Origin of the sequence: Shewanella indica (genome assembly GCF_002836975.1) — a bacterium.
In the GTDB taxonomy this organism is placed as follows: domain Bacteria; phylum Pseudomonadota; class Gammaproteobacteria; order Enterobacterales; family Shewanellaceae; genus Shewanella; species Shewanella indica.
Genome location: NZ_NIJK01000007.1, coordinates 1 through 21864, shown reverse-complemented (window position 1 = coordinate 21864; position 21864 = coordinate 1). Strand labels below are relative to the sequence as shown.

Below are 21864 nucleotides of genomic sequence, written 5' to 3'. Positions count from 1 at the left end.
ATAGCCCTATTTTTTAGCGAGTTAGGTCTTAGGTTTAAATCTTGTATGACTGATACCTTTGCTTTAGCCTCGGCTTGAGCTGCTCCTGGGAACTGCGTACACTGTTCTGATTTCAGTTAAAGGCGTAAAGAATATGAGAATTTTGGTTGTTGAAGACGATCCCTTACTCTCCCACCACCTCAAGGTACAACTGGGAGAATTGGGGAATCAGGTTCAGGTGGCGGGAACCGCCAAAGAGGGATTTTTCCAGGCAACCAACTACCCTATTGACGTCGCCATTGTGGACTTGGGTTTGCCGGATCAAGACGGCATTGCACTTATCCAACAGTTACGGGATGAAGACGTCAAAGCCCCTATTCTGATCCTGACCGCCCGGGTCAACTGGCAAGACAAAGTTGAAGGACTCAACGCCGGTGCGGATGACTACTTGGTCAAACCCTTTCAAAAAGAGGAACTGGTGGCCCGACTCGATGCCTTGGTCCGCCGCAGTGCCGGCTTCGTCAAGCCGGTGATCAACAGCGGCGACCTGTCGTTGGATCTCGCCGCCAAGCAGGTCACCATGAATGGTGAGCCGATGGAGATCACCGCCTTCGAATATCAAATTCTCGAATATCTGATGCGCCACAACCATGAAGTGGTCGCCAAGCAACGTTTACTGGACGTTATTTATGGCGACAAAGAAGGCGATCCCAACACCATTGAGGTGATGGTGAGCCGACTGCGCAAGAAGTTGACCCGTGACGGCATCGAAAATCCAATAGTGACTATCAGAGGCCAGGGGTACAAATTCAACCTGCCATGCAATTGAGAATAAAACCCAAGAAACGCCTGCTGACGCGGATGTTTCTCACTTCGTTGTCTATCATAGCCGTGGTCGGTTTTGGCTTGGCCTGGATGGTCAACATATTGCATGCGCAAAACAGCTACAACGAAGAGACGGCGCAGCTAATCGCCGAAATCCCTCAGGTGGCTGCCGAGCTCAGGGAGCATGACCTGATCCCGGATACCAGCTCCTGGCTTGAGGAGAACAACAAACAGGAGCGCTATGTTATCGCCTCCTGTGACGAGAAGTTCAAACAGGTATGGACCTCTTCGCTGGCAGTGGACAGAGGTCTGTTTGATACCTGTGAACGTTTCAATGAAATCCGCAACGAAGCGCCCCCCTACTACCTGAACATGGCCGACAATCGTGCCTATTTTGCCTATCTACTGTCGGTCGATATCGCCGGTATTCACTACAACCTGTTGGTGCTCAAGGATGCGGCCAAGCTGGAACAGGAATACAGCCAATTTGCCAAACGCACCTATATTCGTCTGGCGCTGGTGTTGGCACTGGCACTGGTACTGCTGATCAGCGCCGCTTATTGGGGCATGCGGCCACTGGTACAGATGCGAAATGAGTTGAGATCCATCATCAACGGCAAGTCCAAGTCACTCTCCGGCGGTTATCCGGTGGAGCTGGAAGGCGTCACCCAGGCACTCAACCAACTGCTGCAGCAATCCAGTGCTCAGCAACAGCGCTATCAAAATGCCATGAATGACTTGGCCCACAGTCTCAAGACCCGTCTCGCCGCTGTACATGCCATCACGGATGATGCCAGCCTGGATAAACAGGCCAGCAGCGAAAAAATCATGGAACAGGTGAGCCAGATGGATCAGCTGGTGAAATATCAACTCAAGCGAGCCATGCTGGGACGCAAGGGCCTCAAGCAGGAACAGACTCCGATTGCCCCTCTGGTGGAGCAATTGGCACAGATGTTGTTCAAGGTATACCGAGACAAACAGGTGAAGTTCAGCGCCAAAATAGAGGACGAACTGCAGTTTCCCGGTAATCAAGGCGACTTAATGGAGCTGTTCGGCAACCTGATGGAAAATGCGTTCCGCCTATGTATTTCAACCGTTCGGGTCAGTGCCGGTTATCAAGGCAACATACTACAGATACAGGTGGAAGATGACGGCCCTGGTGTTGATGAGAGCCTTAAACAGAAGATCATCCAGCGCGGTGTGCGCGCCGATACCCAGTCACCGGGACAGGGAATTGGCCTTGCAGTGTGTAATGAAATCGTCAGCAGTTACGGCGGCACCCTCAGCATTGAGGATTCAGCACTGGAAGGCGCCTGCTTCCGTATTCAGATTCCCATGCAATAAGCCTCAGCGCCGGGTTGGTCCATAAAGCTGCTCGGCGCGATTAAACATGATCCAGGAAGTGGCAATATACTTGTCACCACTCTTTGGACGGTTGCCCCTGTGACTATGGGTAAATCCCGCCGGCGCTATCATCATGGTGCCCTTCTTCGGCGCAATTTTGCGCTGCTGATAGAAGAATTCCGTCTCCCCGCCTTCGGCCACATCATTGAGATAGAACATATAAAGCACCACTCTGTGCAAGGCATCGTTGTGACCGGCCTGGGGAAACTGCTCAGAATGCCAGTGGGGATAACCGCCGACATCGCGCTGATACCTTTGCAAATTGATGGTACCACTACGATAAAGGTATTGTACCAGCGCCTCAGCTCTGGGGGCTCCCAGGCGAGCATAGTTATCCGGTGTCAGGGTTACTGCATTGCCGGACTCATCAGCCACCTGCACGGCCACGGCTCCCATCAGCGCCATGGCATACTTATCAAAGTATCGTCCGGCATGCTTTAGTGTGTGGCCCAGCAGCTCATTACGCAGTGGCTGCAACTCTGGGTACTGATCCAATGTCAGATCGCGGCTGATTTTCTTTTCCTTGTCGACACCATGGCCTGTGCGGCCCTCGGTAACACCGGGATGAGCTTCAAAGGCGGCAATCAGACGATCGCATAACTCATCAGGGATAGCGTTGGGATATACTTCGATAAAGTCCATAAAAATCTCGATTTGCTTATATTTTTTATCCAAACATGCTTACATGTGAGCTAACTAATTGTAAAGCGTACTCTTTGCGATAAAATGATTCGATTGCTTAAAAAAGATGATTTGAATGAACAAGAGCTGTAGAGTCAGTGTCCAACAACTGCAGGTGGGTAACTTCGTCCGTCTTCCTCTGGCATGGAAAGATCATCCTTTTCTTTTCAGTAGCTTCCGTATCAAACAACAGGCGCAAATCGAGCTAATCCGTAAGCTGGGCATAGACAGTGTGTTTGTGGTACCGGACCGCAGTGATACTCCGCCGCTGCCTGCCAATCAACAAGCTGCCCCAATGGAAAATCCACAGGAAGTCACCTCTCTGCAACAACAGATGGAAAGCGACAAGCAACAAAAGATCGAAATTCTCAAGAAAATGCGTCGCGAACTGCATAAGACAGAGGAGCATTTCGACCGTTCACTGGCAAGGATGCGCAATCTGGTCAACAAACTGCGCAGCCGCCCTCTGAATGCGGTTACCGAAGCACAGGACTTGGTGCGGGACATTGCCGAGCAACTTTTATCCTCCGACAACCTGATCCTGCATTTAATGGCCGATTCGGATAAAAACGAAGGCATCTATTTTCACTCACTCAACGTTGCCATTCTCACCATGTTGGTGGCCAAAGAGTTGCAATGGCCCAGAGAAGATATTGAGGCCGTGGGCCTGGGTTCGCTATTCCACGACATAGGTAAACTCAAACTGCCAAGCCAGATACTGCGCAAGCAGGCTCCCTTGACTAAACCCGAGCAAAACCTGCTGAACCAGCACCCGCTGATGGGCGCAGAGTTCATCAAGCTGGCAGTCGAATTTCCGAAAAATGCCAGGGACGTTATCACCAATCACCATGAACTGCTTGATGGCAGTGGTTTCCCAAGAGGCTTGAAAGCCGATGAACTGAGTCAAGCTTCCCAGTTGGTGGCCGTGGTGAACCAATATGACTCTCTTTGCCATCCAGGAGTGCAATCCAAGGCCAAGACGCCTTATGCTGCTCTGGGCTATCTGTATAAATACTCCAAGGGAAAGCTGAATCAGGAATATGTCGGCAAAATGATTAAGATCCTCGGGGTCTATCCTCCCGGCAGCGTGGTCGAACTTTCTTCCGGCCAATATGGGCTGGTAATGTCGGTCAACCTGGATAAGCTGCTGCTGCCGCGAATTCTGGTATATGACGCTCTGGTGCCCAAAGATCAGGCGCCGATTATCGACTTGGAAGCCGAAGGCCTTGCTATCGTGCGCTGCCTGCCACCGGCGGCCCTGCCGGAGAAAATCTTCAAGTATCTCAATCCCAGAGAGCGGGTCAGCTATTACTTCGGCAGCGAAAGCAAAGGCTGAGCCCTCGGCTTATATAACCAAAGTCATTATCGCCATCATAGTTAGACTGAACTAATCTTGTTGTTGCAACCTGGATTTGGGTAGCCTGAAACCAGGCTCACCCCTCACAGGCGGAGGCCGGCAATGACAGAACTACCGGATTTTGACACCTTGATGTGGCTGGCTCAAAACCAGCCGGAAGAATTGGACAAGCTACAGGAGCGTTTGAGTAATGAGTTGATTAATGGTTCCGACTCCAACCAGGACCAGCTCAGAACCATTAAACACCACCTGCAACAGAGTCTGGCACGCTGCAATAACCCTTATCACAGATGCCTGGTCAGCATCCGTATTATGCGCCACAAGTTCGCCACGTTGGCGAGCGTGTTGGAAGCTCCGGACCAATACAGAGATCACAAGGCTCAGGTTATACCATTAAGGCGCAAGCCCCTGTAACCAAGGTGCTAAAGTACTTAACCAGATTTACAGCCAACCTTTGCGGCGGAAAAACAGGTAAGTGCCTACCGCACTGGCCAACATCATCACCACCGCCATAGGGTAACCAAAGTACCACTCAAGCTCAGGCATCTCTTTGAAGTTCATCCCGTAACTACTGGCAATCAGGGTTGGCGGCAGAAAGACCACGGCCGCAACCGAGAAGATTTTAATGATCTTGTTTTGCTGCAAGCCACTGAAACCCATGGCAGCATCCAATAAGAAGTTGAGTTTGTCGAAGATAAACTGACTATGGGGCATCAGGGATTCGATGTCCGACAACATCTCGCGAATTTCCTTGAGTTCGTCTTCAGCCAGTTCCTTACGGTAATACTTCTGTATGTAACGCAGCGATCTCTGGGTATCGAGCAGGCTCAAACGTATCTTGCCGTTGGAGTCTTCCTGCAAGGTGATCAGTTTAAACACATCATCGAGTTCATTACTCTCGAACACCTGCTCACCGACGTTTTCCAGCACAGTGTAAACATCTTCAATCAAGTCAGAGAGGTATTCTACCTTGAGGTTAAAGAGCTCGATAAACAGTGCCTGAGGCGTGGCCACCATGATACGCCCAAGGCGCAAATAGTTGCGCAATAGGCGAATAAGACCAACATCCTCTTCGCGTATGGTGACCAAAAACCGGCTACGCAGGTTGAATGAAACGTTAACCCCGCGTACATCCTGACCAACCCGCTGCGGAAACAGAGAGTTGATATGCAGGCCGTCCTTGTTTTGATAGAAACGTGCCGAGGCCTCAATCTCATTGATATCTTCCTCGTCGGGCACCTCTTCCACAGAATAACGGCTCAACCAATCCCGCTCATCGTCATCCGGCTTGTAAAGATCCAGCCACAGAGTCTGTTCCGGAAGACCGTCTTCTATGGTCAGCTCAATAATTTTAAGCTGCTGATCCTGATAGGTGTATGCAGTAATCATGGGGCCTCCTGAAGATAACAATGCCGTAGAAAGAAATGCCCGGCAAAAAATGTGCCTAGTTTACCTGATAAGCCATCAATGAAAAGCGTTCAGTGGCGTCAGGGGACACTTTTCTCGGCTATCATCAAACGCTCCTCGGTGGAGAGACGGATCCTGAGTCCGTCCACGGTAACCAGTTCATTGGCCGAGATATCTTTCTTACGCACCTGATAGACTTCCCGTCGTTCTTCCTTGGGTGAAACCAAGGTCACCGAAACCACCTGATAACCATCAAACCATTGCCAGGCAAAAAAGCCACAGGCCAGTATCAAGGTAATACCCACGGCTCCAGGAACCAAAAAGCGTTTGAACAAAGGCAAAGGTTCAGCGACCTCTTTCTTTCTTACCTCAGGGCTTGACCTTCGTTTGAGCATGGCCCATGCCAGCGCCAACACCAGGGCTGTCAGCAGGATTTTGGTCAACAAGCTCAACTCCTCATTCTTAGCCAAAAATCTATCAAAGCATCAAATTATTAATTATAAAGGAAAAGCGCATCCTTGACAGTTAGCTGCATCATAAAGCTGCCTGCCAAATCTTAAAGTATTTGAATTAACACTATATGACCTAACTTACATATCGTCTCGACACCATTCACCGCCAGCTTCAGCAGCCATAAAGCACTAAAGCCTGGCGCCAGCGCATGCAAAGCAATACTGGATTATATTGCAAACGGCAGTGAGCAACTCGCAGAAAGGCTTACTTTGATGGGTTTGAGATCAATCTATGTTCAAAAACGGGGCTAAGATGTACTAGCTAAGACGGCAACAAGACTCTCCCACCGACCGCCCTTTCAGTAGCAGTAGCCCCATTTATGGCTTGAATCGATAACCAACGGCTTTTAGGCAAGCACCACTGATACAAAAGCCGTTACGATCTCTCAGTATCTGTCTTATGCATCGACATTAAATAACATCAATAATATTGAAGATTGGCAACGCATATCAGTCATTTTCTTTGAGGCTGACATCTACCAGGTAGTGGCCCTGCAACCAGTTTCGCCCAATCAACAGTTTGTGGGTCATCTTGCTTCTGTCTTTAAGGTTAACCTTGACCGGATATTCCCTTCCCGGCTCACCTATATTGAGTTCCACCATATAACGGATTTCACTGCCCTGAGCATTACGAATCAACGAGGTATTGGTAATCATGGCATGCAGACGCTGCTTTTCACCCTTTTCATTTTCTGTCGTAAAACTCAGCTGCTTGCCGATATTCTTTTCCATATCCTCGTCACCATTCTCCACTTTCAGATCTGTGGCATGCAACGAGTTTTCTACCGCGCCGGTATCAATACGGGTTTGAAAAATCAGCCCGGATTCCCGCACACTGATAGGAGCAACTGGTCCTATAATGCGTTTATCGGCCACATCCACCAGAAAGTCATCAGCCAGCCAATTGCGGCCGATAAGCAGTTTATAATCCATGTGGCTGCGGTCTCTGAGATTAACCTTGACCTTACGCTTGTGTTGGCCGAACGCGATATTCAGCTCCACCATGTAACGCGTCTCCCGCCCTTGAGAGTTGCTGACGGTAGATGTCTTGACAATTTTTGCCTTGAGCTGCTTTTTCTCGCCACTTTCATTCTCAGTGGTGAAGCTGAGCATTTTACCCACGTTATCCTGCATCTTTTTGGCGCTGCCGCCTATCACCTTGAGACCGACCGCATGCATAGAAGTATTGGCCGCCCCGGTATCAATTCGGGCCTCAAAACTGAGTCCGGCTTCGGTGACCGTCATAATTTCAGTCTGACCTATAACTGTTTTTTCCTGGGCAAACACGGATGTCGAAAGCAACATAAAACAAAGACCAAGTTTTTTAAGCATGGGACTATTCCATTCATTTCAACTAACGAGATGAAAATCCGGCAGAAATACCGGAACTTAAAGATAAGACAGATGTTAACGCTTCAGGTTCCCGAGAGCCAGGCTCGAGCCTTAGTCAATTCCGTCCTGGGAAACACGAATACCGGGCAAGGGATCATCAGCGCCAGGGTTTGCGCCATTCCTTCAATCACAGAGCTGTCAGTAATAACAGCTATACGGGAAAAGTCTTGCAAATGAAACAGCCCAAGACAGGCATCATCCCATACGGCCTGCAAAGAGATACCCTCGAAGTCGGCGCCGTATTCATACCAGAGTTTAATGAGCACATGTTCCCTAAGTTTGGACTCAACCGCCGGTAGCAAGACAGCATCATAATCTTCACTACTGACAATACCGCTGGCACGAACCGCCACAGTATTGTCATCAAACCCGGAAAGCAGTGTCAGCATCCTGAGCCTCCAGTTTATGCATTATTAAACCTGGAGTTTGGCAATTTCCTGATCGAACAGATTCTTGATCAAACCGGCAAACTCACTGATAAATAAGGTTTGTTTTGCCGTGGCCTTATGATTGGCCACCTTGGCCAAGATCTCTTCCAGATCATACACTATGGCATCGATTTCACGGATGACTGTGTTGCGTTGGACGAAAGATAGTTGTGGGTTTTGGCCACAGACCATAATAATCTGTGCCGACAGCTGCTCTTCGAACTCCTCCATAACGCTGCTGTCGCTCAAAGATCCCCCCTCAGGGGTCTCAAACAATCCAAGGTGTTCAGTCAGGAATTGAATGAGGTGCATATAGCCGTCTTTGTCTGTAACCATCTTTCTTCCCGCGTGCAACGTCTCAGGCCAACCCATAAGGGGCACACTCTCCGGTCTAATTGCCGATTAAGCCGCGACCGGAAAGTCACATTATGAAACAAATTCCACCTTGAGTCTTGCCTCAAATCAAGCTGTCGTTCGTTACTTGTTTAATCTTAGAACAAATGAAACAGGAACAGCCTTACTGATGCTGGATAGACCGGCAATTTCACGTAATTTTTCAACCCCATCGGTCAGACCAAACTCTTCGGCATTCACTATGACGGCTTTCTGTGAAGTGACCAAAAGGCTCGACGGCCCAAGCCTGGCCACAACCAGTTCAAAACGTTTGTTCTGGGTCTTACCATGCAGTGACAATACGCCATCTATCTCAGTACTCAACAACTCACCTGGCTTGAGCTTATCAACCAACTCAGCGGGTACTTGAGCCGTCAGCGTAAGGGTCGGGAAATTGGCCACTTCAAACAACATGGTTTGCATCCGTTTATCCCGTATCTCTATGCCGGTATTGACCCCGCTTAGCGGAATTTCCAGCTTGAATTCGCCATTATCAGCAAGCGTGCCACTCAACTGGTTAAACTCATGTACCTCGGCAATGTCACCTTTTTTAACCGATATAAAACTGACCTTGGAATCGGCATTATCCAACTGCCAGTCAGCCGCCAGCGCCAGATTACTGAAGGCGCCGAGCGCCAATAAAGGGATCCATTTCTGCATATTCTTTTCCTTGTAGGGCATAAAGTGAACTGAGCCTGGATTTAAGATGTTTAAAAACAGACACTTCGCCAGAGAAAGGGCAATTAAGCCCATCTGTGATCTGCATTGGCTTACCGGCCTGAATGCAAGGCGTGGCTTGCAGCAGATGGCCTTACTCCTTTGCAAGAACAACACAGCAGATAGGCCGATAAGCCACGCCCTTCGGGGCTCTTACGGCAATAGTGCCACGAGAACTTACTCGCACCTTCCCTAGATTACTCATTACTAAAGCATATTGTTCAATTCAATAAAACAGGTTCGCTATTTTTTAACCGAAATGACTGTCGTTTCATCCTGAAGTAGCCTGTACGCGGCTTTCACCCAGACGCACTTCTGCAAGCCATTCCAGCCCCGAATATCGATACATGCTCCCGCTTACCCTATCCTTCAAATCTGTTTACTTACCCTTCAAACAAAGTGACTCCGTTCCTGCCAACACTTGCGGAAAACTGCGAAATTCACCCGAATAAATTAATTGTTTCAATGCAAGCCAGGCCTCAAAGCGCTATGATCTCCGGCAATGCAAACCCAAGCCGTTTAACCGGCCCCAAATTGAAACTGAAAACCTCGATGACAGCGAACCTCCTTTGCCCCTGCAACTCCAAGCTCCCTTATAGTGAATGTTGTCAGCCGCTTCACACCAAACAGCACAGTGCCGCCAATCCAGAGCAATTGATGCGCTCCCGCTATGCCGCCTTTGTTAAAGCAGAGTTTGATTATCTTATCGATACCCATCACCGGGATTATCGCCAGGGACTGAACGCACAAACCCTGGCCCAGATGCCAAAGACCCAGTGGTTGGGCCTGCAAATTGTCGCGCGGGAGCCTTTGACAGCTGGACAAACCAAGGCCAGAGTCACTTTCAAGGCCTGGTATCTGGCCGATGGCCAGTTGGACGCTATTTTTGAAGAATCTGAATTTATATTTGAGGGCGGCCGCTGGTTTTACACCGAGGGCAAGCAGTTTGCGGTCAGCTATCCCAAGCGCAACGACACTTGCATTTGCAATAGCGGCAACAAGTTCAAACACTGCTGCCTGAAACGAATTTAACTTAGGCTGGATTTAACTTAGGCCGGATTTAAGTGTGGAACCTAAAAAACTTAAACTAGCTGATCAATGCAGCAATGCAGGTTGACTCTGTTGTAGAAAAGCATTGAATTCGGCCTCTCTGAGCGCCGGGCTGTACAGGAACCCCTGGGCCTGATGACACATGCATGAAGTAAGGAAGCTTTCCTGTTCAGCGGTTTCAACCCCTTCAGCTGTCAGGGAAATATTCAACGCCTTGGCCATGGCGATAATCGCACTGACGATTTCGCGGCTCTCGCGGCTAATGCTGAGATCAGAGATAAAGGATCTGTCGATCTTGAGCTTACTGATGGGAAACTGTTTCAAATAGCGCATTGAACTGTAACCCGTACCGAAATCATCAATGGCAAGCCCTACCCCCAAGTCAGCCAGTTCCTGGCATAAATTGGTGGCATAACGTATATCCTCCATCAATTCGGTTTCGGTGATCTCCAAAATAAGAGTGCCGGGTTTCAAGCGGTAACGGTTGAGCAACTGCCAAACCTGTTCATAAAGATTACTGCCGAAAAACTGCCGCGCCGACACGTTCACATGCATGGCAATATTGATATTGTGGTGCTGCCACAAATTAAGCTGGCGACAGGCAGCCTCCAGTACCCAGGTGCCTATGGCATTGATGAGCCCCGACTGTTCGGCAATATCGATAAAGGCGCCGGGATAAAGTACTCCCCGCTTGGGATGATGCCAGCGGATCAGCGCTTCCGCGCCTATGTAACTGCAGCTTTGCAGATCTTTAAGCGGTTGATAATAAAGTTCAAACTGCCTACCCCGAATGGCAGCGTGCAGATCTCTTTCTATCTGGGCATCATCCTTGAACGCCTTGAGCAGTGCGCTGTTGAAAAACTGAATGGCCGTGCCCTGCTTCTTTTTGGCGTATTGCAGCGCAATATCGGCGCAAGTCAGCGGCGCGACCAACTCGGCGACTTCGGCAATGTCTACCGCAGCCAGTGCCGGCTTGGGATCCACTTGCTCACGGCCGATATTGATAGGGTTTCGCAGTTGTTGATAGAGGCGATGACAGCAGGCATCGATATCGAGATCGCCGCTATCATCAAGCAACAATGCAAATTCATCGCTGCCTACTCTGGCAATACTGCAGTCGGGATAAAGAGAAGCAAAATGTTTCAGACGGCGGGCGACTTCAATCAACAGGGCGTCGCCCTGTTCATGTCCATAGGTATCATTGAAGCGTTTAAAACCAATCAAATCGATCAGCAGCAACTGCCCGCTATAGGTTCTATCGAGTAAGCGGTTGAAATGGGTACGGTTGTATAGTCCAGTCAGGCTGCAACGCCAGGCCAAGCGCTCAAGTTCGGCCTGATAGTTATGCTGCTCGGTACAATCTTCGCAGGATACCAACACATAGTGATTACCACGCTGGGTAATAAATTGACTGGCATGGTATCTGAGCCAGTATTCCTGGCCAGACTCTCGATTAAGCATCACTTCACCCGTCGCTACTTCGCCACGCAACACCTTGGCCAGGGTCATTTCAGCCTGTTTGGGTTGCTGCTTGAAGAAGGACAACTGCTTTAGACTGGCACCCAGCATTTTCTCTTTTGGGATGCCGGTGATCTGTTCATGGGCGCTGTTGATGTATTCAATCGCTTCTGTGTGCAAATTGATCAGCATACTGACCTGGGCCGATTGTTCAGCGGCCGACTGAAACAGCGTCAGCAATTCGTCTTTGCGGTAGGCGTCATGGGTCGCCAGAGTCAGCGCAAGCTGGTCAGCCACTTGCGATGCCAAATGGATTTCCAAATCACTCCAGTGATGCCCGGTAGAGGTTCGCTCCAGGCTCAAAACCCCTTCAATATGACCATTGATCCTGATAGCAACATCCAGAGAACTGGCAATACCGTTGACGCTAAAATAGATTTCGGCAAGTTCGCTCATGCGCCAATCAACCACCGCATCATTGGCGTCAATATGGCGTTTTTGCTTGAGTTGGTCGATATAAGATGGAATTTGATTGAGGTGTAATGGACGCGGCGTTTTAAGAGGCTTTCCCGAGCCAAAGCGGGCAACTTCAAACTGTACATGCTGATCCCTGGACCAGGACCAGACACTGGCATGTTGCACATCGAGATATTGACACAGGAGTTCTGTAGCCAGTTCAGCCGTCTTGGCGAAGTCACCCTGTTGCTTGGCAACCGAGTTGGTCAACAACTCCAGCAATCGCTGATACCTACGTCGCTTCACACATATCCTCAGGTTCCCTTTCGGGCTCAAAGAAACCCGCGCCGAATGCGCGGGCCTGCCATCATATCTCTGCGCGAGATTACACTTTTACATAATACCCAGCAAGACAAGTCATACTTTGTTACATTTACCTTGTTATATCTTGCTTTATAGCTTTGGTTTACGAACAGAACACTACTGACCATTTGGCTAAAAGCACAGCTTATGCCAAAGCGTTTTCCAACTGAAAAATCATTTTCTCGGCACTGCAGGAAAAAGTCAGCGCCAGGGTCACAGTCTGCTCTGAGTTGCTGAGTTCTACCTTGACATCGGCGAAGCGGTCTGTGGCCAATTGCTTGAGCGCCTCGGCATCAACCATTGCCGACTCACCTTGAAAAGTCAACGAAAGCAAGGTGTCTCCTTCTTCGACGACTGTCCCTATATCCACATAGCTGCCACATTCGGCACAAGTGTCCTGCACATTGGCGGCCTGAGCCTGTTCAATACTCTTCATCTCTTGTCTCCGATACTGAGAGTCACCCATCAGTATAAGCCATGGACGACACCTGGACTGAGGCAAGACTCACGCCGTTTGATATAAACCGGCCAGTTTGCGTTGTTCCGACAGTTGATCAACAAACTCCATCAATACCGCCTTGGGTTGGTTTAAGGTGCCATCAGTACGTAGTCTTGTGTGCCAATCACAATTATTCAGTGCTTCCTGCATCCCGCTGTCTCTCTTCCCCCGAATAACCAAAGGTTCGGGCACCAGGGCCTGGGCCAACTGAAAGCTACGTTCACCGTCACTGAGAAAATGATAGCTGTTGTCTACCGGCAAAGGCTCCTGACTCAAGTCCCCAAGCAAAGGTTGAGGCTCAGGCAAGTCAAATTGCTGCCGCAGGACAGCATCCTGTGCAATATCGTCGTGCAGGTGAAACTGAGGCCAATCGCGCACATCCTGAGACAGCAACGCCAAAAGCAGGGCAAACTCACCCCGGCGATGGGACTCAACAGCCAGATTAAGCCGTTCGCCCAATTGCAGTTCATTGATTAAGGAAACATCAGTACGCATAAAAAAACATCAACAAAACAACTCGTTGTTAGTTAATCGACCAAATGATCAGGAACTTTAGCCCTTTTTTTAAAATCGGGCTTTACATGAAAAAGGTTTCTGACTACTATGGCGGCCGCAATTGAGGAGGGGTTCCCGAGTGGCCAAAGGGATCAGACTGTAAATCTGACGGCTCCGCCTTCGAAGGTTCGAATCCTTCTCCCTCCACCATTTGCCTACAATTTAAAAAGACACGAAAGTGAAATCGTGGAGGGGTTCCCGAGTGGCCAAAGGGATCAGACTGTAAATCTGACGGCTCCGCCTTCGAAGGTTCGAATCCTTCTCCCTCCACCATTTGCCTACAATTTAAAAAGACACGAAAGTGAAATCGTGGAGGGGTTCCCGAGTGGCCAAAGGGATCAGACTGTAAATCTGACGGCTCCGCCTTCGAAGGTTCGAATCCTTCTCCCTCCACCATCTTTCACTCCAATGTCTGGCTCCAAATATGTGGAGGGGTTCCCGAGTGGCCAAAGGGATCAGACTGTAAATCTGACGGCTCCGCCTTCGAAGGTTCGAATCCTTCTCCCTCCACCATCTTTCACTCCAATGTCTGGCTCCAAATATGTGGAGGGGTTCCCGAGTGGCCAAAGGGATCAGACTGTAAATCTGACGGCTCCGCCTTCGAAGGTTCGAATCCTTCTCCCTCCACCATCTTTCACTCCAATGTCTGGCTCCAAATATGTGGAGGGGTTCCCGAGTGGCCAAAGGGATCAGACTGTAAATCTGACGGCTCCGCCTTCGAAGGTTCGAATCCTTCTCCCTCCACCATCTTTCACTCCAATGTCTGGCTCCAAATATGTGGAGGGGTTCCCGAGTGGCCAAAGGGATCAGACTGTAAATCTGACGGCTCCGCCTTCGAAGGTTCGAATCCTTCTCCCTCCACCATCTTTCACTCCAATGTCTGGCTCCAAATATGTGGAGGGGTTCCCGAGTGGCCAAAGGGATCAGACTGTAAATCTGACGGCTCCGCCTTCGAAGGTTCGAATCCTTCTCCCTCCACCATCTTTCACTCCAATGTCTGGCTCCAAATATGTGGAGGGGTTCCCGAGTGGCCAAAGGGATCAGACTGTAAATCTGACGGCTCCGCCTTCGAAGGTTCGAATCCTTCTCCCTCCACCATCTTTCACTCCAATGTCTGGCTCCAAATATGTGGAGGGGTTCCCGAGTGGCCAAAGGGATCAGACTGTAAATCTGACGGCTCCGCCTTCGAAGGTTCGAATCCTTCTCCCTCCACCATTTCTTTTTATTCTTTAGTAAAACCTCAAAGCGTTTTATCTACGCCTATACTAATCAACTCCACAGTAATCAATAACCTAACCTGTATCTGTGCCTAAATGCGCCTGAGTTTTCGCTATCCATTGTCATTACCTTTGGTTATGATTAAGACCATCCTGTTATAAGAAAGAACAACAACAATGGCCGATCTCTGGGTAAACGAAGCAATTGCCAAAATCGAAGCCGATTTTCAGCGCAGTGCCGACACGCATTTGATTAAACTGGAACTGCCGGCGGTCGCCGGAGTGGATATCTATCTTAAAGATGAAAGCACCCATCCTACCGGAAGCCTCAAGCACCGTTTGGCAAGATCACTGTTTCTGTACGCCTTGTGTAACGGCTGGATCAAACAGGATACTCCTGTCATAGAGTCCTCATCCGGCAGCACAGCTGTCTCCGAGGCCTACTTTGCCCGCCTATTGGGGCTACCCTTTATTGCCGTTATGCCAGCGTCCACCGCCCGCAAGAAGATACAGCAGATAGAGTTTTACGGCGGCCGTTGTCACTTTGTCAATCACTCCAGCGAAATCTACGCCGAGTCTGAACGGCTGGCGCGGGAGCTGAATGGCCATTATATGGATCAGTTCACCTATGCCGAGCGGGCCACCGACTGGCGCGGCAACAATAATATTGCCAATGCCATTTTCGATCAGATGCAGCGCGAGCCCTTCCCTATTCCCGAGTGGATTGTGATGAGCCCGGGTACCGGCGGCACTTCGGCCACCATTGGCCGCTATATCCGCTATCAACGGCTTTGCACCAAGCTGTGTGTGGTCGACCCGGATAACTCAGTGTTCTATGACTATTTTCAACAAAGAGATGCGGCCATCACCTGTGAGCAAGGCAGTAAGATTGAAGGTATAGGCCGCCCCAGAGTTGAGCCCTCCTTTATCCCGGGGGTTGTCGACTCCATGTTGAAGATCCCCGATGCTGCCTCTGTGGCGACAATCCATTGGCTGGAACAGATCATCGGCCGCAAGACCGGGGCCTCAACCGGCACCAACCTCTATGGTGCCCTGATGCTGGCGGCCGAAATGAAACGCAACAACCGCCAGGGCTCAATAGTGACCCTGATCTGCGATCCCGGTGAGCGCTATCTGGACACTTATTACAACCCCGAGTGGATAGCCGCCAACATAGGGGATATCAGCCAGTATCAAAACAAACTGAAACTGTTTGAAACCACGGGTGAACTCTGCTGCTAACAACGCGCTTCAGATAACAAAAAGCCGCATCAATGCGGCTTTTTGTCGATTACCACTACGGATTAATCGATATCCAGATACTTGTGAGTCTGGATAGACAAACGCCAGTTGCGTTCGATACAGACTTTCATCGCCAGCGCCGTCGCCCGGCTCTTTTGGCTGATGGGCTGCAGGCAGATAGTCTTGTCTTTGAGATCCAACCCCAGCAGCAGTTGATCCAGTTCCTCAATATGAGCCTCGGTCGCCACCGGATGCTTAATCTCATTTGCCCGCTCCAGCGCCTGACGCAGTACCGGCATCCCCCCCTTCATACCGACCTTGGGCGAGACTGTGACCCAGGTATCTGCGCTGCAATTCACCTCAAAGGTGCCACTGGTTTCAATTTGAGTGCCAAAGCCTGCGGCATTAAATGCTTCTGTCATTTCAGTGAGCGGATAGAGGCAAGGCTCACCCCCTGTGATCACTATATGCCTGGCATTGAATCCCTGCAGTTTAAACGCCTCCAGTAACGACTTGGCATCATGCTCGGCCCAGCGGCCGATACTGCCATCGGTGCGGATCACATCGGCAGGTTTCACCTGATTGTGCTCAAGCTTGTCCCAGGTCTGGCGGGTATCACACCAAGGACACCCCACAGGGCAACCCTGCAAACGCACAAAAATGGCCGGAACGCCGGTAAATACACCTTCCCCCTGCAGGGTTTCAAAGACTTCGTTGACGGGGTAGTACATCGGGGTTCCTCATATTTGCCGGGGCGGCATTTATAGAGGAATTTAGCCCCAAGCGCAAGGATGAGCGAATTTTCCGTTTTTTATCCAGTCGGCGCTGACAGTCGGCCAAATTAGGGTAAACTGTGACGATTGAGTCATCCCTTTGAATAGACGCTTATGTCTTCATCCAATCAATCGCTTATGTCATCAGAATCAAACGCACCGCAAACCGCAGAGCCGACCCAAAGCACTAAGCCAGCTATTTCCAAGGCGATAGTCGTTTTCAGCGGCGGTCAGGACTCCACCACCTGCCTTATTCAGGCCTTGGCCCAGTATGATGAAGTACATGCCATCACCTTCGACTATGGCCAGCGCCACAGCCAGGAGATTGAAGTTGCCAAACAACTGGCGCAAAAACTCGGCGCCGCCAGTCACAAGGTGCTGGATGTTACTCTGCTCAATGAGTTGGCCATCTCGGCCCTGACCCGCGACAATATCCCGGTATCAAACGACTTGATGGACAATGGTCTGCCCAATACTTTTGTTCCCGGACGCAATATTCTGTTTCTGACCCTGGCGGGGATCTACGCCTATCAGATAGGCGCGGAGGCCGTGATCACAGGCGTCTGCGAGACCGACTTCTCCGGCTACCCGGACTGTCGTAATGACTTTATCAAGGCAATGGAATCTGCACTGGTACAAGGCATGGACAGACAGCTGCGTTTGGTTACGCCACTCATGTGGCTCAACAAGGCCGAAACCTGGGCACTGGCAGATAAATACCAGCAACTGCCACTGGTAAGAGATGAAACCCTTACCTGCTATAACGGCATTCTTGGCAAAGGCTGTGGCACCTGCCCCGCCTGTTTACTGCGTCAAAAAGGGCTGGATGAGTATCTGGCAACACCGGACAGCATCCAGGCGATACTGGCGGCCAAGACAGCGTGAAGCCGAGTTCCGCTTATTTTTCAGGTGTTGTGTTAACAGCCCTGGCGCTGCTGCTGTATTCTCTGCCGCTCACTGAGCTGTTGGCCTTTCGCCGCAGCGCCATAGAACAAGGTGAGCTTTGGCGGCTTGTCAGCGGCAATCTGCTACACACTAACTTCTGGCACCTGCTGATGAACCTCGCCGGGTTTTGGGTGATCCTTTATCTGCATAAGGAACACTATAACGCCCTGGGCGTATTGATATTGACCCTGGCACTGTGTCTGTTTGAAGGCGTAGGGCTTTATCTTTGCTACCCTGAGCTTATGGGGTATGTGGGGCTAAGTGGCATACTGCACGGCTTGTTCGCCTTCGGCGCCCTGGCCGATATTCGCAGCGGTCGCAGTTCAGGTTACCTGCTGCTTGCTGGCGTTATTGCCAAAGTCGGCTGGGAGCAATGGCAAGGCGCGGCCGCTGAAGTCAGCGCCCTGATTGGCGCCAGAGTCGCAGTTGAGGCGCATCTTGTTGGCCTGATTGGCGGTATCGCACTGTTTGGTTTATGGCGACAGAGTACCTATAAAGCACCGAAACTTTGATACCAAGCTCAAGCATTTCAATAGGTTTTTTTAAATTAGACTTTTAAATAAGGCTTTTTAAAGCCGTTGATAGATAAACAGCACAAAGAACCCGGCTTTTGCCGGGTTCTTTGTCAATGGGTCAATTTTAGGGATTTAGGCCTTGATAAGCTCCTCTCTGAGCCTTGCCACTTCATCACGCAGTGCAGCGGCCTGCTCAAACTCCAGATCCCTGGCATGCTGGTGCATCTGTTTTTCCAGCCTGTCGATTTCATGCGCCAGATTGGCAGCGTCCACCTGATAAGCCGACCTGCGCTCTGCCACCTTACGGGCACCCGGCTGCGGCGCTGCCGATGAAGGGGAATCTCCCACATCCATAACATCTGTTATCTTCTTCACCAAACCTTTGGGCACTATGCCATTGGCCAGGTTGAAGGCGTGCTGTTTCTCGCGGCGACGATTGGTTTCATCCATGGCCTTGGCCATCGAAGGGGTCACCTTATCGGCGTAGAGGATCACCTTGCCATTAATGTTACGGGCGGCGCGGCCTATGGTCTGGATAAGTGAGCGCTCGGAGCGCAGGAAACCCTCTTTATCGGCATCGAGAATACACACCAGAGACACTTCCGGCATGTCCAGCCCTTCCCTGAGCAAGTTGATGCCGACCAACACGTCGAAGACCCCCTTACGTAAATCGCGAATGATCTCCACCCGCTCCACGGTATCCACATCCGAGTGCAAGTAACGCACCTTAACCCCGTGTTCATCGAGATATTCGGTAAGATCTTCCGCCATCCGCTTGGTCAGCGTGGTCACCAGCACACGTTCATTAACGGCAATGCGTTTATTGGCCTCGGAGAGCAGATCATCCACCTGAATCGCCACCGGCCGCACTTCCAGCTCGGGATCCAACAAACCTGTAGGCCTGACCACTTGTTCGGCCACATCGCCGCCGCTGCGTTCGAGTTCATAACTGCCCGGTGTGGCCGACACATAAATCGTCTGCGGCATCAAGGACTCGAACTCTTCAAACTTGAGCGGTCTGTTATCCAGTGCCGATGGCAGGCGAAAACCGTACTCCACCAGGGTGGTTTTCCTCGAACGGTCGCCCTTGTACATGGCACCTATCTGCGGCACTGTTACATGGGACTCGTCGATGATCAGCAGACCATCCGGCGGCAGATAATCCAGCAAAGTCGGCGGCCCTTCTCCCGGTGCACGCCCGGAGAGATAACGGGAGTAGTTTTCGATACCGGAGCAATAACCCAGCTCTGTCATCATCTCCACATCGTACTGCACCCGCTCACTGATCCTTTGTGCCTCAATCAGCTTGTTGGCGTCCAGTAACTGCTGGCGCCGTTCTCTGAGCTCAGCCTTTATCTGCTCTGTGGCCGCCAATATTTTTTCTCTCGGGGTCACATAGTGAGTCTTGGGGTAAACCGTGGCCCGGGCAATGCGTTTACGTACCTGGCCGGTCAAAGGGTCAAATAGCGACAGCTGCTCTATCTCATCATCGAATAGCTCGACCCGAATGGCGTCTCGGTCCGATTCGGCCGGGAAGATATCTATTACCTCACCGCGCACCCTGAAGGTACCGCGCTGCAGTTCAATATCGTTGCGGCTGTATTGCAACTCACTGAGCCGCTGCAGTATATCCCGCTGGCCAATGATGTCGCCCTGGCGCAGATGCAGCAGCATCTTCATGTAAGAGTCGGGATCGCCAAGACCATAAATGGCTGAGACCGAGGCCACCAACACCACATCACGCCGCTCCAGCAAGGCCTTGGTGGCAGAGAGTCGCATCTGCTCAATATGAGCGTTGACCGAAGCGTCCTTCTCAATAAAGGTGTTGGTCGAAGGCACATAGGCTTCCGGTTGGTAGTAGTCATAGTAAGAAACAAAGTATTCCACCGCATTATGGGGGAAAAACTCTTTCATCTCGCCGTAGAGTTGCGCCGCCAACGTCTTGTTGGGGGCCATAATGATAGTTGGCCGCCCCTGATTAGCAATCACATTGGCAATAGTGAAAGTTTTTCCTGAACCGGTTACCCCCAGCAAAGTCTGATTAGCGAGCCCGGATTCCAGTCCATCAATCAATTTGGCAATGGCGGTGGGCTGATCTCCTGCAGGGGAATACTGAGACTCCAAGCGAAACGGCGTAGCTGACACTTTAATGCTCCTTCGGTTAAGCCGTTTATTTTACCCATTGAGCCAGATAAGGCCAAGCCAAAAGCCACAAGACTCCTGCCAACATGATGTCAGTAGCAGCTTGTGCTGAAACTCAGCAACAAGACGACAGATGTGGCGGTCGAAGGCGGGAATTCCACCCAAATAAGTCAAACAGGTAGATTTAATGCACAAGGATCGGCAGATACTTCCTTACAGCTTTGTTACAAAAAACACCAAGCAAACCCAAGCGGCTTGACTTTCACATCTAATTGTTTTTATTGAATTTATTTTTTAACCATTCAAACTGACCAATTTAAGTTCAATGCAGATGCCACAAGGGTTTGCAGCCCATAAAGTCGGGAAGCTCACAGGTTTATCCACAGATTTAGTGGATAAGTCAGTCTAACCCTGTAACCATGAGGGATTGCGGCAAGCAGTGTAAGCCAATGCATGTTGCTGGATCTTTTGTAATAAAAGAACATATGAAAGTGTGGCACTCACCTTGAAAGGTAAGATGCACCAAAATGAACTCAAAGCAGCTGAATTGCACCTTTTTGCGCCGCTTTCATGACGAGTTAGACTCCAGGTAAATTGCTCAAAAACCTCCTGCTTGTCAGATTTCAGCCCTGTGGACAGGCAAAAGCCGCCGAAACTCACGCACCTTGGCCTTCCAATGAAACCCGCTTTGATTGAAATGACACGGAATATCTGTGTTTAGCCGTTATTTTTTAAGCAAAAAATCTCCACAAAGCAGTTTTATCCATCACTATGAGCATTAGATAAGCAATTAACAGCTTAATGACACTTTTTTTGGGGCTGCGAGTTGACTCTACCCACAGAGCGATTTACTATGCGCTCCGTTCTCAGCGAGACAAGCAATAAATAACGATTCCCCTGTAGTTCAGTCGGTAGAACGGCGGACTGTTAATCCGTATGTCACTGGTTCGAATCCAGTCAGGGGAGCCAATTTACGCAAGTCACCTGAAAACAATAGGTTAATCCTAGCTAAATAAATTATTCCCCTGTAGTTCAGTCGGTAGAACGGCGGACTGTTAATCCGTATGTCACTGGTTCGAATCCAGTCAGGGGAGCCAATTTACGCAAGTCACCTGAAAACAATAGGTTAATCCTAGCTAAATAAATTATTCCCCTGTAGTTCAGTCGGTAGAACGGCGGACTGTTAATCCGTATGTCACTGGTTCGAATCCAGTCAGGGGAGCCAATTTACGCAAGTCACCTGAAAACAATAGGTTAATCCTAGCTAAATAAATTATTCCCCTGTAGTTCAGTCGGTAGAACGGCGGACTGTTAATCCGTATGTCACTGGTTCGAATCCAGTCAGGGGAGCCAATTTACGCAAGTCACCTGAAAACAATAGGNATTCCCCTGTAGTTCAGTCGGTAGAACGGCGGACTGTTAATCCGTATGTCACTGGTTCGAATCCAGTCAGGGGAGCCAATTTAATTAGTTGAAATCTGTTCCCCTGTAGTTCAGTCGGTAGAACGGCGGACTGTTAATCCGTATGTCACTGGTTCGAATCCAGTCAGGGGA

General features: G+C 50.1%; 20 protein-coding genes and 16 tRNA genes. 24 read left to right on the top strand and 12 right to left on the bottom strand.

Going from position 1 to position 21864, the window contains the following annotated elements:
• Positions 1-133: 133 nt before the first annotated feature.
• Both CX650_RS01785 and CX650_RS01780 read left to right on the top strand, forming a co-directional pair.
• The gene (locus CX650_RS01785; protein WP_101056831.1) at positions 134-808 is read left to right on the top strand and encodes a response regulator; all 675 of its coding nucleotides are present in this window, start codon (positions 134-136) and stop codon (positions 806-808) included.
• Complete coding sequence (locus CX650_RS01780; protein ID WP_101094864.1) at positions 799-2148, top strand: ATP-binding protein; 1350 nt, start codon at positions 799-801, stop codon at positions 2146-2148. Before CX650_RS01785 ends, CX650_RS01780 begins: the two co-directional genes overlap by 10 nt.
• A gap of 3 nt (positions 2149-2151) precedes the next feature.
• Here the strand turns inward: CX650_RS01780 and CX650_RS01775 are convergent, their stop codons facing one another.
• Positions 2152-2850, bottom strand: coding sequence for a 2OG-Fe(II) oxygenase (locus tag CX650_RS01775; RefSeq protein WP_101094908.1), 699 nt, complete (start codon positions 2848-2850; stop codon positions 2152-2154).
• Between the two features lie 115 nt (positions 2851-2965).
• Between CX650_RS01775 and CX650_RS01770 the strand changes: the two genes are divergently transcribed.
• Complete coding sequence (locus CX650_RS01770; RefSeq protein WP_101094863.1) at positions 2966-4225, top strand: cyclic di-GMP phosphodiesterase; 1260 nt, start codon at positions 2966-2968, stop codon at positions 4223-4225.
• Between the two features lie 123 nt (positions 4226-4348).
• The gene (locus tag CX650_RS01765) at positions 4349-4660 is read left to right on the top strand and encodes a DUF3135 domain-containing protein (RefSeq protein ID WP_101094861.1); all 312 of its coding nucleotides are present in this window, start codon (positions 4349-4351) and stop codon (positions 4658-4660) included.
• A 27-nt stretch (positions 4661-4687) separates the two neighbouring features.
• Here the strand turns inward: CX650_RS01765 and corA are convergent, their stop codons facing one another.
• The 6 genes from corA to CX650_RS01735 all read right to left on the bottom strand — a co-directional run bounded on the left by corA (position 4688) and on the right by CX650_RS01735 (position 9038).
• Positions 4688-5635, bottom strand: coding sequence for a magnesium/cobalt transporter CorA (gene corA, locus CX650_RS01760; protein ID WP_101094859.1), 948 nt, complete (start codon positions 5633-5635; stop codon positions 4688-4690).
• A gap of 98 nt (positions 5636-5733) precedes the next feature.
• Positions 5734-6099: a hypothetical protein gene (locus CX650_RS01755; RefSeq protein WP_039033994.1), complete on the bottom strand. Its 366-nt coding sequence runs from the start codon at positions 6097-6099 to the stop codon at positions 5734-5736.
• Between the two features lie 516 nt (positions 6100-6615).
• Positions 6616-7497, bottom strand: a complete 882-nt coding sequence (locus CX650_RS01750; protein ID WP_101094858.1) for a putative ATP-dependent zinc protease — start codon at positions 7495-7497, stop codon at positions 6616-6618.
• 83 nt (positions 7498-7580) lie between these two features.
• Positions 7581-7946 carry a SpoIIAA family protein gene (locus tag CX650_RS01745; RefSeq protein ID WP_039033992.1) on the bottom strand — a complete coding sequence of 122 codons (366 nt, stop codon included), beginning with the start codon at positions 7944-7946 and terminating at the stop codon, positions 7581-7583.
• A gap of 24 nt (positions 7947-7970) precedes the next feature.
• On the bottom strand, positions 7971-8321 hold the full coding sequence (locus CX650_RS01740) for a DUF3802 family protein (RefSeq protein ID WP_039033991.1): 351 nt from the start codon (positions 8319-8321) through the stop codon (positions 7971-7973).
• 141 nt (positions 8322-8462) lie between these two features.
• Positions 8463-9038, bottom strand: coding sequence for a YceI family protein (locus CX650_RS01735; protein WP_039033990.1), 576 nt, complete (start codon positions 9036-9038; stop codon positions 8463-8465).
• Between the two features lie 609 nt (positions 9039-9647).
• On the opposite strand from CX650_RS01735, the gene CX650_RS01730 reads away from it, so the two are divergent.
• Positions 9648-10127 (top strand): YchJ family protein, encoded by a 480-nt coding sequence (locus tag CX650_RS01730; RefSeq protein WP_101094907.1) that lies wholly within the window; start codon positions 9648-9650, stop codon positions 10125-10127.
• Between the two features lie 63 nt (positions 10128-10190).
• Here the strand turns inward: CX650_RS01730 and CX650_RS01725 are convergent, their stop codons facing one another.
• From CX650_RS01725 to CX650_RS01715, 3 genes are all read right to left on the bottom strand, one after another.
• A complete protein-coding gene (locus CX650_RS01725) occupies positions 10191-12365 on the bottom strand; it encodes a putative bifunctional diguanylate cyclase/phosphodiesterase (protein WP_101094857.1) in 2175 nt (724 codons plus the stop codon).
• A gap of 202 nt (positions 12366-12567) precedes the next feature.
• Complete coding sequence (locus CX650_RS01720) at positions 12568-12858, bottom strand: DUF406 family protein (RefSeq protein ID WP_039033988.1); 291 nt, start codon at positions 12856-12858, stop codon at positions 12568-12570.
• A 69-nt stretch (positions 12859-12927) separates the two neighbouring features.
• Positions 12928-13416 (bottom strand): VC2046/SO_2500 family protein, encoded by a 489-nt coding sequence (locus CX650_RS01715; RefSeq protein ID WP_101094856.1) that lies wholly within the window; start codon positions 13414-13416, stop codon positions 12928-12930.
• A gap of 125 nt (positions 13417-13541) precedes the next feature.
• Between CX650_RS01715 and CX650_RS01710 the strand changes: the two genes are divergently transcribed.
• The 11 genes from CX650_RS01710 (at position 13542) to CX650_RS01660 (ending at position 15935) form a co-directional block, all read left to right on the top strand.
• A tRNA-Tyr gene (locus CX650_RS01710) sits at positions 13542-13626 on the top strand.
• 38 nt (positions 13627-13664) lie between these two features.
• Positions 13665-13749: transfer RNA gene (locus tag CX650_RS01705), tRNA-Tyr, on the top strand.
• A 38-nt stretch (positions 13750-13787) separates the two neighbouring features.
• Positions 13788-13872: transfer RNA gene (locus tag CX650_RS01700), tRNA-Tyr, on the top strand.
• Positions 13873-13904: 32 nt separating this feature from the next.
• A tRNA-Tyr gene (locus tag CX650_RS01695) sits at positions 13905-13989 on the top strand.
• Positions 13990-14021: 32 nt separating this feature from the next.
• Positions 14022-14106 (top strand) — tRNA-Tyr (locus tag CX650_RS01690).
• A gap of 32 nt (positions 14107-14138) precedes the next feature.
• A tRNA-Tyr gene (locus tag CX650_RS01685) sits at positions 14139-14223 on the top strand.
• 32 nt (positions 14224-14255) lie between these two features.
• Positions 14256-14340: transfer RNA gene (locus tag CX650_RS01680), tRNA-Tyr, on the top strand.
• 32 nt (positions 14341-14372) lie between these two features.
• Positions 14373-14457: transfer RNA gene (locus CX650_RS01675), tRNA-Tyr, on the top strand.
• 32 nt (positions 14458-14489) lie between these two features.
• Positions 14490-14574: transfer RNA gene (locus tag CX650_RS01670), tRNA-Tyr, on the top strand.
• A gap of 32 nt (positions 14575-14606) precedes the next feature.
• Positions 14607-14691, top strand: a tRNA-Tyr gene (locus CX650_RS01665).
• A 179-nt stretch (positions 14692-14870) separates the two neighbouring features.
• Entirely contained in the window at positions 14871-15935 is a 1065-nt protein-coding gene (locus CX650_RS01660; protein WP_101094855.1) for a PLP-dependent cysteine synthase family protein, read from the top strand.
• A gap of 62 nt (positions 15936-15997) precedes the next feature.
• Here the strand turns inward: CX650_RS01660 and queE are convergent, their stop codons facing one another.
• Positions 15998-16666: a 7-carboxy-7-deazaguanine synthase QueE gene (queE, locus tag CX650_RS01655; RefSeq protein WP_101094854.1), complete on the bottom strand. Its 669-nt coding sequence runs from the start codon at positions 16664-16666 to the stop codon at positions 15998-16000.
• A 180-nt stretch (positions 16667-16846) separates the two neighbouring features.
• Here queE and queC point away from each other — a divergent pair, with 180 nt between their 5' ends.
• Positions 16847-17593, top strand: coding sequence for a 7-cyano-7-deazaguanine synthase QueC (queC, locus tag CX650_RS01650; protein ID WP_101094853.1), 747 nt, complete (start codon positions 16847-16849; stop codon positions 17591-17593).
• 29 nt (positions 17594-17622) lie between these two features.
• Positions 17623-18165, top strand: coding sequence for a rhombosortase (rrtA, locus tag CX650_RS01645; RefSeq protein WP_229799967.1), 543 nt, complete (start codon positions 17623-17625; stop codon positions 18163-18165).
• 135 nt (positions 18166-18300) lie between these two features.
• On the opposite strand, the gene uvrB is transcribed toward rrtA, so the two are convergent.
• The gene (uvrB, locus tag CX650_RS01640) at positions 18301-20313 is read right to left on the bottom strand and encodes an excinuclease ABC subunit UvrB (protein WP_101094851.1); all 2013 of its coding nucleotides are present in this window, start codon (positions 20311-20313) and stop codon (positions 18301-18303) included.
• 890 nt (positions 20314-21203) lie between these two features.
• Here uvrB and CX650_RS01635 point away from each other — a divergent pair.
• The 6 genes from CX650_RS01635 (at position 21204) to CX650_RS01610 (ending at position 21864) form a co-directional block, all read left to right on the top strand.
• Positions 21204-21279 (top strand) — tRNA-Asn (locus tag CX650_RS01635).
• 52 nt (positions 21280-21331) lie between these two features.
• A tRNA-Asn gene (locus tag CX650_RS01630) sits at positions 21332-21407 on the top strand.
• A 52-nt stretch (positions 21408-21459) separates the two neighbouring features.
• Positions 21460-21535 (top strand) — tRNA-Asn (locus CX650_RS01625).
• 52 nt (positions 21536-21587) lie between these two features.
• Positions 21588-21663 (top strand) — tRNA-Asn (locus tag CX650_RS01620).
• 32 nt (positions 21664-21695) lie between these two features.
• Positions 21696-21771, top strand: a tRNA-Asn gene (locus tag CX650_RS01615).
• Between the two features lie 21 nt (positions 21772-21792).
• Positions 21793-21864, top strand: a tRNA-Asn gene (locus CX650_RS01610).